Origin of the sequence: Bartonella sp. HY328 (genome assembly GCF_025449335.1) — a bacterium.
Classification (GTDB): domain Bacteria; phylum Pseudomonadota; class Alphaproteobacteria; order Rhizobiales; family Rhizobiaceae; genus HY038.
The window spans coordinates 2,391,118-2,406,024 of sequence record NZ_CP104883.1 but is presented as its reverse complement, the minus strand read 5'-3'; the positions used below and the strand labels follow the sequence as shown (position 1 = coordinate 2,406,024).

The 14,907-nt window shown below is 39.7% G+C and carries 16 protein-coding genes; 6 read left to right on the top strand and 10 right to left on the bottom strand.

All coding sequences use genetic code 11. From position 1 onward, the window contains the following. Window positions 1-21 precede the first annotated feature (21 nt). Window positions 22-1,029 carry a 3-oxoacyl-[acyl-carrier-protein] synthase III C-terminal domain-containing protein gene (locus N5852_RS10285; RefSeq protein ID WP_262097706.1) on the bottom strand — a complete coding sequence of 336 codons (1,008 nt, stop codon included), beginning with the start codon at window positions 1,027-1,029 and terminating at the stop codon, window positions 22-24. Between the two features lie 249 nt (window positions 1,030-1,278). Here N5852_RS10285 and N5852_RS10280 point away from each other — a divergent pair, with 249 nt between their 5' ends. Beyond that, complete coding sequence (locus N5852_RS10280; protein ID WP_262097705.1) at window positions 1,279-1,953, top strand: DarT1-associated NADAR antitoxin family protein; 675 nt, start codon at window positions 1,279-1,281, stop codon at window positions 1,951-1,953. Between the two features lie 6 nt (window positions 1,954-1,959). Here the strand turns inward: N5852_RS10280 and truA are convergent, their stop codons facing one another. From truA to def, 3 genes are read right to left on the bottom strand one after another with little or no spacing between them, the layout of a single operon-like run. Then, the gene (gene truA, locus N5852_RS10275) at window positions 1,960-2,706 is read right to left on the bottom strand and encodes a tRNA pseudouridine(38-40) synthase TruA (protein WP_262097704.1); all 747 of its coding nucleotides are present in this window, start codon (window positions 2,704-2,706) and stop codon (window positions 1,960-1,962) included. Between the two features lie 22 nt (window positions 2,707-2,728). Then, window positions 2,729-3,652 carry a methionyl-tRNA formyltransferase gene (fmt, locus tag N5852_RS10270; RefSeq protein WP_262097703.1) on the bottom strand — a complete coding sequence of 308 codons (924 nt, stop codon included), beginning with the start codon at window positions 3,650-3,652 and terminating at the stop codon, window positions 2,729-2,731. Next, on the bottom strand, window positions 3,652-4,176 hold the full coding sequence (def, locus tag N5852_RS10265; RefSeq protein ID WP_262097702.1) for a peptide deformylase: 525 nt from the start codon (window positions 4,174-4,176) through the stop codon (window positions 3,652-3,654). The genes fmt and def overlap by 1 nt, the downstream gene beginning before the upstream one ends. Before the next feature lie 327 nt (window positions 4,177-4,503). On the opposite strand from def, the gene N5852_RS10260 reads away from it, so the two are divergent. Continuing rightward, window positions 4,504-5,661 carry a DNA recombination protein RmuC gene (locus N5852_RS10260; protein ID WP_262097701.1) on the top strand — a complete coding sequence of 386 codons (1,158 nt, stop codon included), beginning with the start codon at window positions 4,504-4,506 and terminating at the stop codon, window positions 5,659-5,661. A 63-nt stretch (window positions 5,662-5,724) separates the two neighbouring features. On the opposite strand, the gene N5852_RS10255 is transcribed toward N5852_RS10260, so the two are convergent. The 4 genes from N5852_RS10255 to N5852_RS10240 form a co-directional block, all read right to left on the bottom strand. Further along, window positions 5,725-6,669 carry a metallophosphoesterase gene (locus N5852_RS10255; protein WP_262097700.1) on the bottom strand — a complete coding sequence of 315 codons (945 nt, stop codon included), beginning with the start codon at window positions 6,667-6,669 and terminating at the stop codon, window positions 5,725-5,727. Between the two features lie 74 nt (window positions 6,670-6,743). Next, window positions 6,744-7,769, bottom strand: a complete 1,026-nt coding sequence (dmeF, locus tag N5852_RS10250; protein ID WP_262097699.1) for a CDF family Co(II)/Ni(II) efflux transporter DmeF — start codon at window positions 7,767-7,769, stop codon at window positions 6,744-6,746. A 99-nt stretch (window positions 7,770-7,868) separates the two neighbouring features. Beyond that, window positions 7,869-8,141: a metal/formaldehyde-sensitive transcriptional repressor gene (locus N5852_RS10245; protein ID WP_262097698.1), complete on the bottom strand. Its 273-nt coding sequence runs from the start codon at window positions 8,139-8,141 to the stop codon at window positions 7,869-7,871. A gap of 356 nt (window positions 8,142-8,497) precedes the next feature. Then, complete coding sequence (locus N5852_RS10240; protein WP_262097697.1) at window positions 8,498-9,403, bottom strand: PhzF family protein; 906 nt, start codon at window positions 9,401-9,403, stop codon at window positions 8,498-8,500. A 283-nt stretch (window positions 9,404-9,686) separates the two neighbouring features. Between N5852_RS10240 and N5852_RS10235 the strand changes: the two genes are divergently transcribed. From N5852_RS10235 to N5852_RS10225, 3 genes are all read left to right on the top strand, one after another. Then, a complete protein-coding gene (locus N5852_RS10235) occupies window positions 9,687-10,028 on the top strand; it encodes a BA14K family protein (protein WP_262097696.1) in 342 nt (113 codons plus the stop codon). 241 nt (window positions 10,029-10,269) lie between these two features. Then, window positions 10,270-10,512: an Imm74 family immunity protein gene (locus N5852_RS10230; RefSeq protein WP_262097695.1), complete on the top strand. Its 243-nt coding sequence runs from the start codon at window positions 10,270-10,272 to the stop codon at window positions 10,510-10,512. A 591-nt stretch (window positions 10,513-11,103) separates the two neighbouring features. Further along, window positions 11,104-11,925 carry a class I SAM-dependent methyltransferase gene (locus N5852_RS10225; RefSeq protein WP_262097694.1) on the top strand — a complete coding sequence of 274 codons (822 nt, stop codon included), beginning with the start codon at window positions 11,104-11,106 and terminating at the stop codon, window positions 11,923-11,925. A 155-nt stretch (window positions 11,926-12,080) separates the two neighbouring features. Here the strand turns inward: N5852_RS10225 and ilvC are convergent, their stop codons facing one another. Next, window positions 12,081-13,100, bottom strand: coding sequence for a ketol-acid reductoisomerase (ilvC, locus tag N5852_RS10220; protein WP_262097693.1), 1,020 nt, complete (start codon window positions 13,098-13,100; stop codon window positions 12,081-12,083). Between the two features lie 151 nt (window positions 13,101-13,251). Next, window positions 13,252-13,896: a TetR/AcrR family transcriptional regulator gene (locus tag N5852_RS10215; RefSeq protein WP_262097692.1), complete on the bottom strand. Its 645-nt coding sequence runs from the start codon at window positions 13,894-13,896 to the stop codon at window positions 13,252-13,254. Window positions 13,897-14,224: 328 nt separating this feature from the next. On the opposite strand from N5852_RS10215, the gene N5852_RS10210 reads away from it, so the two are divergent. Then, a complete protein-coding gene (locus N5852_RS10210; protein WP_262097691.1) occupies window positions 14,225-14,767 on the top strand; it encodes a DUF924 family protein in 543 nt (180 codons plus the stop codon). Window positions 14,768-14,907: the final 140 nt, after the last annotated feature.

Genomic DNA, 14,907 nt, shown 5'->3' with positions numbered 1-14,907 from the left:
AAATAATCTAGGGTCCTGACCCTAGAACTTTAACAAAATACCGCCGATTGATAGGCCAGCAGATGTTCCAATGAGTAAGACTTTGCTACCTCGTTTAATTAATCCATTTTCAAGCCCATGGTGAAAGGCAATTGGAATGGAGGCAGAGATTTGATTACCATGATTGGCCAAGATATTGATGAATTTGGCGTTTTTAAATGGCGCCATTTTTATGATATGGGCAAGACCTAAGGGGCTTGCTTGATGAGGTACCACAACATCAATATCATCGGCGTGCCAACCGGCTTTTTCTAATAGATCAGAGATAAAGCGGTTAAAATGATCACGAACTTGGCGAAAAACAGCCTTGCCTTGCATGCGGAAAAATACATTTTCATTAAAGCCGCTATTTTTATCTTGCGGATTAAAGCGCGTGCCACCAGCCCCCAATTGACAATGCTCATAACCTTCTGGCCAAGTTGCCATTGATGCGGCGCTAATGCCTTGGCTTGCATCCTCTGAACTACTTACCACCATTGCCGCTGCACCGTCACCAAATAGCGCTGCCGTTTCAGCATCATCATGCCAAGGTAAAGCCATTGAAGCAATTTCAGATGAAACAATAAGGATGGTTTTATAGCGTTTGCTATTTAAAAAACATGCAGCCATATCAAGGGCGGTTACAAAACTAAGGCAGGTTGAGTTGACATCAAAGGCGGCAGCTTGGCCACTTTTAATATTTAGCCCGCGCATAATAAGCGGCGCCGTTGCAGGTATTGACTGATAGCCAACAGCAGACGCAAAAAGAATAAGGTCTATATCTAATAAAGAAACATTGCTTTGTTCGATTGCATTTTTTGCAGCTTTTACGCCAAGGCTAATTTGATCCTCCCCATTAGAGCGAACGGGACGCGAGATCACCCCGACTTTTTTCTCAAGCGTCCCGCCGCCTACACCGAGCTGCAGCTCGATTTTTTGTGTGCTAATTGAAATCTGCGGTAAGCAGATCCCGCTTCCTAATATTTGTAATGGTAATGTCACCTTTTCCATATCCCCACCCCGTGAGTTTAACTACTCTTGTAAATAATAATGAACAATGTTCATATAATTGTCAATGATTTTTTTGGACAATGTTCATTTTTTTTGTCACAGCGGTTTTTTACAAAATTTTGGATGGCATTAACGGTCTTTGGGAGAGTTTGCGGTTGTTTATTAACAATAGCCAAGATAAAAGAGCTTATAGTTTTGCAAAAATATCGAGCAATAAAGCCTTAGAAAATTTGATTGTAGGGATTTACCATGCAAAAAATTATTGGTTTAGCAACGCGGCTGATTTTTATTCCTAATCGAAATAGTCCTGCGGTTATATCCAAGGAAATTACTTTTGATTGGCATATGGGTATGAGTAGCGCAGTTAGAAAGCGCTCTATTGCCAGCTTACATGAAAAAGCAGGTGAGGCTGGTATAAGGTCTGTTTTGGAAGCATCAAGCAAGTCAGATGAAGCTATTGGCTTGGATTTAAGCGCTTTTTTCTTGTGCAATGATAAGGGGATTGCAGTTGAAAATCTTTTTCAAAGCAGCAAAGTCTTTGAAGGAGATATTCAGTTTAAAAATCTAATGAGTGTAACACCGCGAGAGGCTAAAAAAGATCCGCGACTAAAAACATCAGGAAAAATGATAAAATTTAGCTTTGATGGTAAAGATTATCCACTAAATCCCACCAGTCTTTTTTATGATTGGCTTTACACAAAAATACTCTTTACCGCAGAAAATAATGCTGCGCTAAAAGACAATTTTGTTAATAAAAATTATGATGCATTTAGCGATATTGAATTTAACCCAAAAAAATCATTTAGTTGTCAGGCACGAACATTAGCTTTGAGTATTTCACTTTATAGCAATGACAAGATTGATGATTTTTTGTCCGATCCCATTGGCTTTTCAAAAGCATTTAATCTTTATGCTGAACAATGACAGGAATTATTGATAATCAACACCAGTTAAATAAAGTCCATGGGGTGGCGCAACAACACCGCAGCGTTGCCTGTCCTTAGCAAGTAATGCTGCCTCAACATCATCAGCTGTAAAACGCAATGTGCCAACATCCATTAAGGTGCCGGCGAAAGATCTTATCTGATTGTGCAAAAAGGCACGCGCACTGGCATAAATATCAATATAGTCGCCATTGCGAATTACATCTAAACGATCAAGGGTTCGAATAGGACTTTTGGCTTGACATTGGGTCGAGCGAAAAGTGGTAAAATCATGTCTTCCTAAAAGCCTTTGCGCTGCCTCATGCATTTTATCGCTATCCAGGGGTTTTGGCACCCACCAAACGCGCTTGGCATCAAGAGCGGTATGGGAGCGGCGATTTAAAATACGATAATGATAATGGCGCTTTAAAGCTGAAAACCGCGCATTAAACTCTTCATCAACAAGCTCAACAGCAAGGATTGATACCGTGTCGCGATTTTGAATGAGATGGGCATTACAAGCATCACGCACCGTGTCAATGCGCCATTCCTTTGTCAAATCAACATGAGCAACTTGCCCCAAAGCATGCACCCCTGCATCGGTGCGTCCAGCCGTCGTAATGGTTGGGTTTTCGCCTGTGAATTTAAAAATAGCGCTTTCAATTGCCCCTTGGACACTTGCAAGATTATCCTGCCTTTGCCAACCAGCATAAGGCGTACCATCATATTCAATTAAAAGCTTATAGCGAGGCAAAGCACAATCCTATTTTTATTAGCTAAATGACGCTTGTTACAACATTGCCGCGCAAAAATTCATCACTATTTAATGCTTTACCACCAGCTTTTTGCAATCTTGTCAAAATAACTTTGCCATCTTGGCATTGAACCGAGCAATCTCGTTTATCAAAGCTTGCAATTTCACCTAGCGTTTTTTCACCAAGTTTAGCACCAAGAATTTTTACGCGCTCGACACGGCCACCAATATCCATTTCGCACCAGCTACCTGGAAATGGTGCAAGACCACAAATTTGCTTTTGTACGCTGCGTGCTGTCTGCGTCCAATCAATACGGGTTTCTTGCTTGCTGATTTTTTGTGCGTAAGTGATGCCTTCATTGCTTTGTTGGGTGAGGGGAAGTTCACCTTTAGCTAGCAAGTCCATGGCTTTCACCATTAAATCTGCACCTATTTGCGATAATGCATCATGTAATTGCCCGGCAGTCATTTCTTCGCCAATGGTAATGGATTGCGTTAGGGCAACAGGGCCAGTATCCAACCCCTCATCCATTTTCATAATCATCATACCAGTTTCGCTGTCACCAGCCATGATAGCACGTTGAATTGGGGCAGCACCTCGCCAACGCGGTAAAAGTGACGCATGGCCATTATAGCAGCCAAGACGTGGCGCATCTAAAATAGCTTTGGGTAATAATAGGCCATAGGCAACCACTATCGCGGCATCCAAGTTTAAGGCTGCAAACTTTGCTTGCTCTTCTTGAGATTTCAAGCTTTTTGGCGTAAAGACCGGAAGGCCTAAAACTTCCGCGCGATTTTGTACGGGTGATGGCGTAAATTCAAGCCCACGGCGACCGGCTGGGCGCGGCGGTTGGCTATAAACTGCAACAATTTCATGGCCAGCTTTGACCAAAGCATCAAGAATAGTCACCGAAAAATCGGGTGTGCCCATAAAACATAGCCGCATTATAATACCTTTTCGCCTTGTTCTTTTGCCCGTTTTTTAAATTTCTTTACCACCATTTCGCGCTTGACACGTGATAAATGGTCGATAAAAAGCTTGCCATCCAAATGGTCGATTTCATGTTGGACGCAGGTGGCTAAAAGATCATCCGCAGCAATTTCTTGTGCCTTGCCATCAAGATCAATATAGGTAACGCGCACCATTTTAGGGCGCTCTACTTCGGCATAATAATCAGGAATGGAAAGGCAACCTTCTTCATAAGTATTACGCTCCTCCGACGACCAGATGACTTTGGGATTAAACATCACCATTGGTGCTTTAGGCTGGTCTTTATCAGCAACATCCATGACTAAAAGCCGTATAGGTTCAGCAATTTGTATAGCCGCAAGCCCAATTCCCGGTGCTGCATACATGGTTTCAAGCATGTCATTCGCAAGCTGGCGTAATGCGTCATTAATGCTTTCCACTGGTTTTGATATTTCCCGCAAAATTGGATCGGGCAAAATAATAATCGGTTTTATAGACATGGCCTTCAGCTAACCAACTGCAAATAAGCAATTTTTACGTATTAAAGTAAGCGCATTTGATTTTGCGTAAAACCAAATGAAAAAGATGAACGATAAGAGCAATCCATATAATCCGCCATTAAAATTGAAAATGAACAGAATATAAAGTTTGGCGAATTTACCCGAACATGTTGCAAGTGTAAAGTTCAAGCAGATATTAGCTGTTATCAAGTCTGTCAACAATAATTAAAATAATATGTTCATGTTTTGATCGATTTTTGTTTCTGTTTTATTTAATATTGTTACACAATTTGATTCGTATTTTACAATTTGAAAGACTGGTACTCCATGCCAATCAGCAATTTTTCCTCAAGTGAACTCGTTATGTTTGGGCTTGGCAGTGTGCTTATTGGAGTCATCATTATCGCAATTATCGTCTCTAGGCTTAATCTACGACAAAAATTAAGTATTGAGATTGAGGCTGATGAGCGCGCGCGCCACAATGATTATCATATCAATGCATTGCTGCAAGCCCAGGCGGAAATGCAAGGGCGCATGCAAACCATGGCGGAGTTGTTTGGTACACGCCAAGCCGAGCTTAACCATGCAATTGGCGAACGTTTAGATGGTTTAAGTCAGCATTTAGGGCAGTCTATTGGTCAACAAACCCGCACAACTCATGAAAATTTGGTACGTTTGCAAGAGCGGCTTGCGGTTATTGATCGTGCACAAAACAATATTCAAACCCTTGCAGGGCAGGTTGTTGAATTGCAGTCGATTTTATCCAATAAGCAAACACGTGGTGCTTTTGGTCAGGGGCGGATGGAAGCTATAATATCCGATGCATTACCGCCAACCAGTTATAAATTTCAAGCAACTTTATCAAATGGCACAAGGCCTGATTGCGTGATTTATTTGCCCAATGCTGCGCCTCATCTGGTTATTGATGCAAAGTTTCCCTTAGAAGCTTGGAATGCGATGCGTGAAGCAACAACGGATGAACTTCGCCAAAGAGCCGAGCAACGTTTTCGCACTGATATGGATGTTCATATACGTGATATTTCGCAAAAATATCTCATAAGTGGTGAAACCCAAGACACAGCCTTTATGTTTGTGCCATCAGAATCAATATTTGCAACCATTCATGAAACTTTTGAAAGCATTGTTGAAAAAGCCAATCGTGCTCGTGTTATTATTGTGTCGCCGTCATTATTATTGCTAGCCATTGATGTGGTGCAACAAGTCTTAAAAGATGCGCGCATGCGTGAGCAGGCTCATTTAATACAGGCAGAGGTTTGGGCATTGATGCAAGATCTTAACCGCCTTGATGAACGGGTGCGCAAATTGCAAAGTCATTTTCAAATGGCCGAAAAAGATGTTGATGATATTCTTATTTCTTCATCAAAACTATTGCGGCGCGGTAGCCGCATTGAGGCTTTGGAACTGGGTGAAATAAAGCATAATAAACCGCCCGATGATGGTTTGCCATCGGATAGTTTACTGTAATTTATTAATAGGCCTGAAAGCCAAGCGCGTTGGTGACTTTGCCAATGCGCTTGGCAGTTATCATTAATATTTTAAAGTGCGGCTTTCTTCACGGCCAAAACCTTTAATTTCCAAGCGGTCATCATGAACGGTGAATATCGAATAAGCAGTCGTATCAGGCGTTTCCACCATGCCTTTTAAATTAACAAAATATTTGCCGCCTTTTTCGCCATAATTGCCTTGATGATTATGGCCACAAAAATAGCCGATAACATTTTTATGGGCGGTTAAAAGATCAAGCAGCCGTTCGCTATCCCACATATTGTGCATATTGGCTGGAAAAATCGGATAATGTCCAAAGACGACAACGCGTTCATTGGCTTTTTCTGCGGCTTGTATCGTATTTTCCAACCATTGGAACTGCTCGTCAGACAAAGAGCCATTCCAGATCTGTGCATTATCAGCGCCTTTGGCTTTTAATGCGTCTAAACGTTTTTGAGCAATTTCCAACCGCGGATCATCAGGTATGTTGAGGTATTTATTACCTTTAGGTGGAGCAAATAGGCTTATTTCATTGCCATCAATGACAATAAAGCGGTAACCACCACCACTAAAATCATAATAGTTTTTGGTAAGTCCAAGGGTGCGGGAGATAGACCTGATATAATCGCCTGCAACATCATAATCATGGTTGCCTAAAACAAAGAAGTTTGGATGTTTTAAGCGGTCATAAATTGGTAAAATATCGTTAAAACTGGTATAATGGCGGTCAATAATATCACCAAGGGTGATAACAAATTCCAACTCTTCCTTATTGTAATGATTGATGCATTCTTCCAATTTCCAGAGGCTGTTGGCATAAAAACGCGTTTGGCCATTAGAAGCAATTGCCGCATATTGAGGATCGGTTAATACGCCAAAAGAAAAGGAACCTTGTTTGTTTGCTGCAATTATTGGCTTGATACTGGTAAAAGGGGCGAGAACCGCCGCAGCTGAAATAGTTTGTAAAAGATTACGCCGATTAATCATCTTATATTCCCTCTTAAATGCACATTTTTAATGTGCATTCTTTAAAAAGTAGAGGTTTCAGCCGCGTGACTATTTTATTGCATTTTTGTTACATATTTCGCCAATAATAGATTTTCACTATGGTTGTTGACTTCAATGGTAATATGCGACAATTCATGAATTCCATGTAGTCGCCCTTTATAATAATCGGGCGTTTGCGGAACTTCACTATTTAAAGCGATAATTGCTCCATGGTGACCGGGTCCTAATTGCCAAATATGCAAATCGGTGATTGTTGCATTTTCATTTTTTAATGCAGTGGTTATTTCTGTTGTCAGTTGGCTATTTTCTGGATCTGCATCAACAAGCACGCCGCCAGTATCGCGTATAAGCCCCCAAGACCACCGGCCAATCACAAGTGCACCGACAACGCCCATTAAGGGATCAGCCCATAACCAACCATAAATCCAACCAAAAATAAGAGCAATAATTGCAAGGACGGAAGTCAAGGCATCAGCCAAAACATGTAAATATGCAGCGCGTAAATTATTATCCTGTGCTTTTTTGCTTTGATGATCTTCATCATGATGAGAATGATCATGGCTATGCCCGTGATCATGTTCATGAGCATGGCTGTGTTGATGGCTATGTCCAAGGTGATGATGGTGATCATCTTTTAATAAATAGGCAGAAACGAGATTAACAATTAATCCTACAACTGCTACTAAAATCGCTTGGCCAAAGCTGATGTCTACAGGATTAAACAGGCGTAAAAGGCTTTCAAAGCAAATGATCACTGCAACAAGCGCCAGAATGATCGCGCTCGCAAAACCAGCTAAATCGCCAAATTTTCCAGTGCCAAAAGTAAAACGGCGATCTTTTACAAAACGGCGTGCATAATAATAGGAAAGCGCGGTAACCAACATAGCGCCAGCATGGGTGGACATATGCCAACCATCGGCAACAAGCGCCATTGAGCCAAATATCGTGCCAGCAATGATTTCAACAACCATCATCGAAGCAGTAAGCGCAATAACCAGCCATACTTTGGTTTCGTTGCGATTATGATCACGTCCTAAAAAAATATGGTCATGATTGGCAGTAATTGGTTGTATAGTCATCTTAAGCTCCAATAGATGATAATCAACAATTTGTAATGAATGTACAGTTCTATCTAAGTATTTTTAGTGTATTTTTTATCTAACCTATTGAAGATAATATTATTTCATATAGGTGCGTATAACTTCTAGCATTTCATCGCCACCTTGTTTGCGCTCATGTTCACTGTCGGCTTCAAGCACATGGGCAATAAGATGCTCTTCTAATAATTGTGCGGTTAATCCACCAACAGCACCGCGTACCGATGCTGTTTGCCGCAAAATATCAGCGCAAGGTGCTTCATTTTCCAAAGCTCGCTCTATCGCTTCTAATTGACCCTTTATCCGCCTGACGCGGGCAATGAGTCGGTCTTTTTGCTTAATTGTATGGGCCATAATAACCTTTCCGTTAAAAATAATATACCCCCCTATACTATATTTACGAAGTTTCAACAAGGTGCAAAGAATTAAAGCGAGAGTAAGAAAGGTTTTAATTTTCAAAAATTAAGAAAATTCTGTTACGGTGTAAATTGAGGTGGAGAAATAAATAACTTGCAAGTAGCTGTTTTTAAATTAAAAATTTTATTTTGAATGGAAATTAAGCATTGAAAGCGGGACAATTTTTCAAACATATTAGCAAAGCGGTTGCTATTTTAACAGCGCAACAATTAAACGCTTATTGGCAGAAATTTCGCACTCACATTACGCACTAATATGAATTGGGCAATTTAGGCTATATGTGTTCAAAGCGCTTAGAAAAAGATTTCGCCTTGTGCAATTTTTACTGATTTCCCGCCGATACGGGCATTAGCGATTTTATCATCATGGATGTGAAAGCCAAGTTTGATACGTGATGGCCGCCCCATTTCAAGCCCTTGCTCTAACCATAATTCATGGTCACCATTTTGATATTGGTCAAAATGATGGGCAAGCCCAATAAAGGCTGATGCCGCCGAGCCAGTTGCTGAATCTTCTGAGCCGTCAGCACGCAACATGCGCGCATGAAAAGCTGTATCAAGACGTTGTGTTTCGCGGCAATAAAGGTAAAATGACGGTATGTTGCCTTCTTCATCAGCAAAATTTTGGGCAATAAACAAAGGGTCAGCAGAAATCCCAGCAATTGTTGATAAATGATCAATTGGTACAAAATAAAAAGGCACCCCTGCAGACCACAGGCTTGGGCGATGATTTTCAAATCCAATTTCGCGATTTTCTATACCAAAGGCTACGGCAAAAACTTCACTCTTAAAGGTCAAGGGGAGGGACTGTGGCAATTTAGGTAGGTCAAACTCAACAAAAGATGTGTCACCGCAAAGCTTTACAGCGCAACGCACAATGCCAATTTTTTCTTCCAATATCAGCAGGGTTTCAGTTTGTTGTGATGTTGTTAGATTGGCTAATGCGCTTGCAGCTCCTATGGTGGGGTGACCTGCAAATGGCATCTCCCCGCTTGGTTTAAAAATTCGAATTTTTGCTCGGTGAATAGGGTTTTCAGCCGGTAGTACAAAAACAGTTTCAGCAAGATTAAATTCTTGAGTAATTTTTAGCATTTGCTCATCATTTAAGTCTTGTGCATCATAAACAATAGCTAATGGGTTGCCTGTAAAAGCGGCATTGGTAAAAACATCAAATATTTCGTAACGATGAGTGTTTTTCATATTTTTACCCCACTACATTTTCTAGTCAAACCCAAATAAAATGAAATTTTATTAAATAACATTTTTATAAAATTTGTGTAATCGTTTTCCTGCATAGGGTCTTTTACCCTTATTGCATTTTGATTGCACCACTTAATTTTGCACAATATTTACAAACTGTTGATATAAAAGAAATACGTTAATGACAATGGTTATGTATAAAGAAATTTTGGATTATTGAAATTTTCTTTAAAATTCTCGTATTGCTTGCTAAACAACACTATATTGAAGAGAGGAGGCCATGATGACCAAGTTTTGTTTTTTAATATCTTCTCTTGCAGTGATATTGGCGATTAGCACCGGCAATGGTTGGGCGGTTGATATTAATAATCCTTATGTAAAACCGCTACCGCCACGTATGGTGGTGCCAAGTCCGCAATATCGGACAGGACAGCCGCGTCAACCTTATAATCCCAGCCCGATTGAAGTACCCTCACGCCAACAAAGGTCTAATGGGCAGCTAGATATAAAGCATATTGAATGGTGTAATAATCAATATCAAAGCTACAAACGCACGGATAATACTTATATACCCTTAGGCGGCGGCCAAAGGCGTTCATGCTCGTCTCCTTTTTATCAGCCTTAGCTTTCTTCGTGAAAATAAACATCAAAATCACAGTAGATATAAAATTAAGAAGCTGGTTTTAAACGACAATCATCCATGTACTTTGTTTGATGGTAAATCCATTGAACAAGGTTTATGTATTGATATTATGAGTTTTTTAATCGATTGTCCTGATGAAGCCCCATATGAGAGTTATGTGATTGATAACACGATTTTAGAAAACAACTCTAATATAAAAATGATAAGCTACAGAGGATAGGGGATGATTATAAAATATAATACTGGCTATCTTTGGGTGAAAATTGACAATAAAACTGCGAAGATCGCTGGCGAACTTTATTTTTCAGAAGAAACAAAAATGGCTTTTGCTGTTCAATTATCTTCAATAATAAAATGGCAGCCACCGCACGCTAACCAAGATATGACCGCTGAAGAGCGTGATTTGATCATTGAAGATATAAAAAAAGAGTTTTTATTGAAAGACCGCTATGTAACTTTCGAGTAAACTCGCCCATTATTCTTAATGTCAAGCTAAAGTGCATCGCGCAATCTACGGTATGTGAATACTGGCTGTTAAGCGGTATACCTTAATATGTAGACATTAGTCACGTTGCATCGAGGCGTTAAAACTTACCTGCGAGTGTGGCAAAGATAGGGTAAAATACGAGACTTTGGTTCAGTAAATGAAGTAATTATAAAATTCTTTATCTTCCGCGTAATTAAAAGGCTTATTTTTATTGTAAGCTATGCTCGCTGCTATGCGCAATTGTTCCCATCGCGCACCCGTCACTTATATGAGTTATCTCATGAGCAATTAAAAAAAGAACTATAATAGCTCATTTGATTTCACATAATAAAACTAATTATTTATTGGTTAAATTTTGTAACTGCAATCAAAAATAAATGGACAAAAATAAGAATTTAAAAAATTTTATAGGTCATAATCTTCGATCAGTTTCTTTTAATTTGTTATCGCTTAACAGTAAATAACAATCATTTATTTAAAGAGGTATTCAACACGTAAGGAAAAGAATATAACTTGAAAAACTATACTAAATCTATCATATATTAACGGTCTTTTATAAGGTGGTTTATAATGATTGCTGATAATTTTTTTAAAAATCCAGTAAGTCGAACACTTCTTATTCCTCTGGCGGTACGGGCGCAGGAAAGTCTATCAAAAAAGGCTCTTTTTATTGACCGACAGGCAGAAGAACTATTTAAAAAATTACCTAAAGATGCGATTAATTTTAAACTCAACCCGATTATGCGTACCGCAACTGCCATTCGCGTTCGTTACTTGGATGATTTAGCTAGGGAATTTATGGCAGATCACGCCAATCCTATAATTGTTCAGTTGGGGTGCGGTTTTGATACACGATTTACTCGCACCGATAATGGTCAATCCATTCAAATTAATATTGATCTTCCAGAAGTAATGCAATCACGCCAAGATTTTCTTCCCGCAAAAAATGATAGGGAATATAATTGGGCTTATAATATTAATGACTTTGCATGGATTGAGCGATTTAAAAGAGAGTTTCGTGATTTTGATATCATGTTTATAGCGGAAGGTTTGTTAATGTATCTTCCAGCTGATGATGTTGAAACCTTATTTAAGTCCTTAGCAGAAAATTTTACTGACAGTTATATTGCTTTTGATACGGCTAGTTTTGCTTCAAAAAAAGTTATCAATAAAAGCATCGTTGGAAAAATGGGAGCTGGTTTTCAGTGGGTCTATAATTACGATAATAGCATTGAGCAATGGCACCCTTTTTTAAAACAAGCGAGCGAGAAATTCTATTTTGACCTATATCCACAACGTCTCGGCTTTCTTAATATTTTGCGTTATCTGCCTATTATAAATCATTCCTCAGCAATTTATCTTTATTATATTCATAAAAAATCAGATGCTTAGGTAGTTAAATCGATAGTTTAACCAATTTAATTAAAGATGCTAATATTTATTTGTGTTTTAAACTTTAGTTCGAGCATGAGCATTTTTGAGTTGTTATTATAAAAAGGCCGCCTCAATTTTTAAGGCGACCTTTTTTTCGATGCTATAAACGCAAATTAGTTACGGTCTTTGTCAACCAATGCGTTTGATTTAATCCAAGGCATCATATTGCGTAGCTTTTCACCAACTTGCTCAATTGGGTGCTCGTCATTAAGACGACGTGTTGCTTTAAAGCGTGCAGCACCGGCTTTATATTCTTGCATCCAATCAGAGGTGAATTTGCCGTTTTGGATCTCGGTCAAGATGTCTTTCATTGCCTTTTTGCTATCAGCAGTGATAACGCGTGGTCCTGACATATATTCGCCCCACTCGGCAGTGTTCGAGATGGAGTAATTCATGTTGGCAATGCCGCCTTCATAGATAAGGTCAACAATGAGCTTTACTTCATGCAAACACTCAAAATAAGCCATTTCAGGTGCATAGCCGGCTTCAGTCAAGGTTTCAAAACCTGCGCGGATAAGTTCAACCAAACCACCACAAAGAACGGCTTGTTCACCAAACAAATCAGTTTCACATTCTTCGCGGAATGTGGTTTCAATAACGCCTGAACGGCCGCCGCCAACGCCACAAGCATAAGAAAGGGCTAGGTCATGGGCATTGCCAGATGCATCTTGATGTACTGCGATAAGGCAAGGAACGCCGCCGCCTTTTTGATATTCGCCGCGCACTGTATGGCCAGGACCCTTAGGGGCGATCATCACAACATCAACGGTTTTCTTGGCTTCAATAAGGCCAAAATGAACGTTAAGACCATGGGCAAAAGCAATTGCTGCACCGTCGCGTAAGTTGTCATGGATATGATCTTTATAGATTTCAGCTTGCAATTCATCAGGAGTTGCCATCATCATAAGGTCAGCCCACTTTGCAGCATCGGCAACGCTCATCACCTGAAAACCATCTGCTTCAGCTTTTTTAGCTGTTGGTGAACCTTCACGAAGAGCCACGCGAATTTCGCTAGCGCCTGAATCCTTAAGATTAAGGGCATGGGCACGGCCTTGGCTACCATAACCAACCATGGCAACTTTTTTTGACTTGATTAAATTAACGTCTGCATCACGATCATAATATACGCGCATGGAACTCTCCTCTTGCGGTCTGTTTGGTGTTTATTGCAAGCATTTAAACAAAATGCTTGTTTTGGTTTTGACTGGGCAATACTTCACCCATTCAAATTTATTTCAACCATTCGCCAAATATCAGGAATTGGCGAATAATTGTGAAACTTCATTACAAAAGAGTTTTAAACTCCTCAGCTACATATAAATGGAAGAAATGACGGGTCGCATTGCGCGCCTCCTTAATAATGATGTCATCATTCATTTCAATCTCATCACCTAATAATAGCCTTATCTGCATATCCCGCACAACAAGACCAAAAAACGTTCTAAAAGCTTGATCAATGGTTTCAATATCGAGTAAGCCAGCGTCACGGCCAAGCTCTAAAAGGGGCTTAACTCGCTTTGCCATTGCAAAAGGCCCATTAGAAAGCACAATTTGACCAAGGCGGGCGTTATCAGGAGAAGCTGAGCCTACTGCTAAGCGATTTAAAGCAATGGATGTTGGTGATGATAAAACCATCAGCCAGTCACGCGCAAAATGCTCAAGGCTGGAAAAAAGCGAGCCTAAATCAAGCGCTTCTTTTTTAACCGGCATAATCCGAACTTTAGCAGCTTGCCATTGCACCATGGCTTCAAGAAAATGATCACGGTCGCCAAACCATTTATAAAGCGTTTCCTTAGAGCAGCTCGCCTCTTTGGCTATTTGCCCCATTGTAAGGTTTTTTTCTCCGGAAACGAGTAAATGCAAAGCCGCATCAAGCACGTCTTTTTGACGTGCTGTCAACGTTTCTACTTTTGCTTCTACCGTTTGCATGAATGCCTTACTCAATAAATAAAAATTTTAAATTTGTTTTATTCGATAAGTGTCAACGTACCGTACCGTTCGGTACCATGCACAAAAATTTTTGCTTTAGCAAGTGGAATCTTTACTTAATCAATAGGAATTTACGTGCTTGTAAAAAATAACCTCGTTATGATTGTGCTTTATCCCTTTCATTTTTTAAATGCAGCAAATAAGCTAAATTTTAAACTTGTTAAGCTTGTTGATTTGGTAAAGATTGCTTACATATTATAAGAGTCGTAAGATTGGATTAGTTGGCACTTTGGTTAAATATCCGTGGCTACTTATAGGGAGGATTGCTATGATTGATAATGAGCATGCAGTAATCGAGTTTTGGAAAAACGCTGGGCATGAAAAATGGTTTAAAAAGAGCGATACTTTTGATGAGGAAATCCGCCAAAAATTTTATGGCCTTTGGCAAAAAGCCGCCAATGGTGATTTAGATGATTGGCAAAAAACAGCTGAGGGTTCGCTTGCCCTATTGCTGCTGCTTGACCAGTTCTCACGCAATATGTTTCGCAACGATGCAAAGGCTTTTTCTTGTGATTCCAAGGCCTTAAAAATTGCCAAAAACGCTGTAAAATTAGGCTTTGATCAAAAAATAGAAAAAGCTTTGCGGGCGTTTTTTTATTTGCCATATGAGCATTCCGAAGATATTGACGACCAAGAAGAAAGTATTAAATTATTCAAAAAATTGGGTGAAGATAGCTTTTATCAATATGCTCTTATCCATCAGGATATTATTAAGCGTTTTGGGCGTTTCCCTCACCGAAATGGGGTATTGCATCGTAAAACGACCACCGAGGAACAAAAATTTCTTGATAGTGGTGGTTTTGCAGGATGATCTCGTTTCTTACTCGGTTTTCTGGTTTGGAACGAACCTAAAAACCGTGCCTCTTGGGTCACAGACATCAAAAAACGAAATATACATGCTTTAATTTAAAAAAATAGGTTTATCGCTTGTATAATATTGCGTATATTATT

What these genes read in the sequence shown, in the direction of transcription:
- N5852_RS10285 (WP_262097706.1), bottom strand. Translation starts at nt 1,029, where the DNA reads ATGGAAAAGGTGACATTACCATTACAAATATTAGGAAGCGGGATCTGC.
- N5852_RS10280 (WP_262097705.1), top strand. Translation starts at nt 1,279, where the DNA reads ATGCAAAAAATTATTGGTTTAGCAACGCGGCTGATTTTTATTCCTAAT.
- fmt (WP_262097703.1), bottom strand. Translation starts at nt 3,652, where the DNA reads ATGCGGCTATGTTTTATGGGCACACCCGATTTTTCGGTGACTATTCTT.
- def (WP_262097702.1), bottom strand. Translation starts at nt 4,176, where the DNA reads ATGTCTATAAAACCGATTATTATTTTGCCCGATCCAATTTTGCGGGAA.
- N5852_RS10260 (WP_262097701.1), top strand. Translation starts at nt 4,504, where the DNA reads ATGCCAATCAGCAATTTTTCCTCAAGTGAACTCGTTATGTTTGGGCTT.
- N5852_RS10255 (WP_262097700.1), bottom strand. Translation starts at nt 6,669, where the DNA reads ATGATTAATCGGCGTAATCTTTTACAAACTATTTCAGCTGCGGCGGTT.
- dmeF (WP_262097699.1), bottom strand. Translation starts at nt 7,769, where the DNA reads ATGACTATACAACCAATTACTGCCAATCATGACCATATTTTTTTAGGA.
- N5852_RS10245 (WP_262097698.1), bottom strand. Translation starts at nt 8,141, where the DNA reads ATGGCCCATACAATTAAGCAAAAAGACCGACTCATTGCCCGCGTCAGG.
- N5852_RS10240 (WP_262097697.1), bottom strand. Translation starts at nt 9,403, where the DNA reads ATGAAAAACACTCATCGTTACGAAATATTTGATGTTTTTACCAATGCC.
- N5852_RS10235 (WP_262097696.1), top strand. Translation starts at nt 9,687, where the DNA reads ATGACCAAGTTTTGTTTTTTAATATCTTCTCTTGCAGTGATATTGGCG.
- N5852_RS10230 (WP_262097695.1), top strand. Translation starts at nt 10,270, where the DNA reads ATGATTATAAAATATAATACTGGCTATCTTTGGGTGAAAATTGACAAT.
- N5852_RS10225 (WP_262097694.1), top strand. Translation starts at nt 11,104, where the DNA reads ATGATTGCTGATAATTTTTTTAAAAATCCAGTAAGTCGAACACTTCTT.
- ilvC (WP_262097693.1), bottom strand. Translation starts at nt 13,100, where the DNA reads ATGCGCGTATATTATGATCGTGATGCAGACGTTAATTTAATCAAGTCA.
- N5852_RS10215 (WP_262097692.1), bottom strand. Translation starts at nt 13,896, where the DNA reads ATGCAAACGGTAGAAGCAAAAGTAGAAACGTTGACAGCACGTCAAAAA.
- N5852_RS10210 (WP_262097691.1), top strand. Translation starts at nt 14,225, where the DNA reads ATGATTGATAATGAGCATGCAGTAATCGAGTTTTGGAAAAACGCTGGG.